The organism is Cupriavidus sp. SIMBA_020, assembly GCF_046535395.1.
Classification (GTDB): Bacteria; Pseudomonadota; Gammaproteobacteria; order Burkholderiales; family Burkholderiaceae; genus Cupriavidus; species Cupriavidus campinensis.
Genome location: NZ_JAWRWU010001774.1, coordinates 1 through 232 on the forward strand (window position 1 = coordinate 1; position 232 = coordinate 232).

Here is a 232-nt window from a genome sequence, read left to right on the forward strand (position 1 = left end):
GGCTCGCTCAAGGCGCTGGTGCTGCAATTGGTGGCGCTGAACGACGTGTCGCTGGCCACCTCCACCGAGGTGCTGCTGATGACCCTGCTGGGCGGCATCGGCACCGTGTGGGGCCCCGTGGTGGGCGCCACCCTGGTGGTCAGCCTGCAGAACTACCTTGCCACCCTGGGCGATGTCGTCACCATCGTCATCGGGTTGATTTTCGTGTTGTGCGTGTCGTTCTTCCGGCGCG

Annotated in this window: 1 pseudogene; it reads left to right on the forward strand. The window is 65.5% G+C overall.

Annotated elements, in window-relative coordinates:
- A pseudogene (locus tag SB751_RS35710) lies at positions 1-232 on the forward strand (branched-chain amino acid ABC transporter permease); the annotation flags it as partial.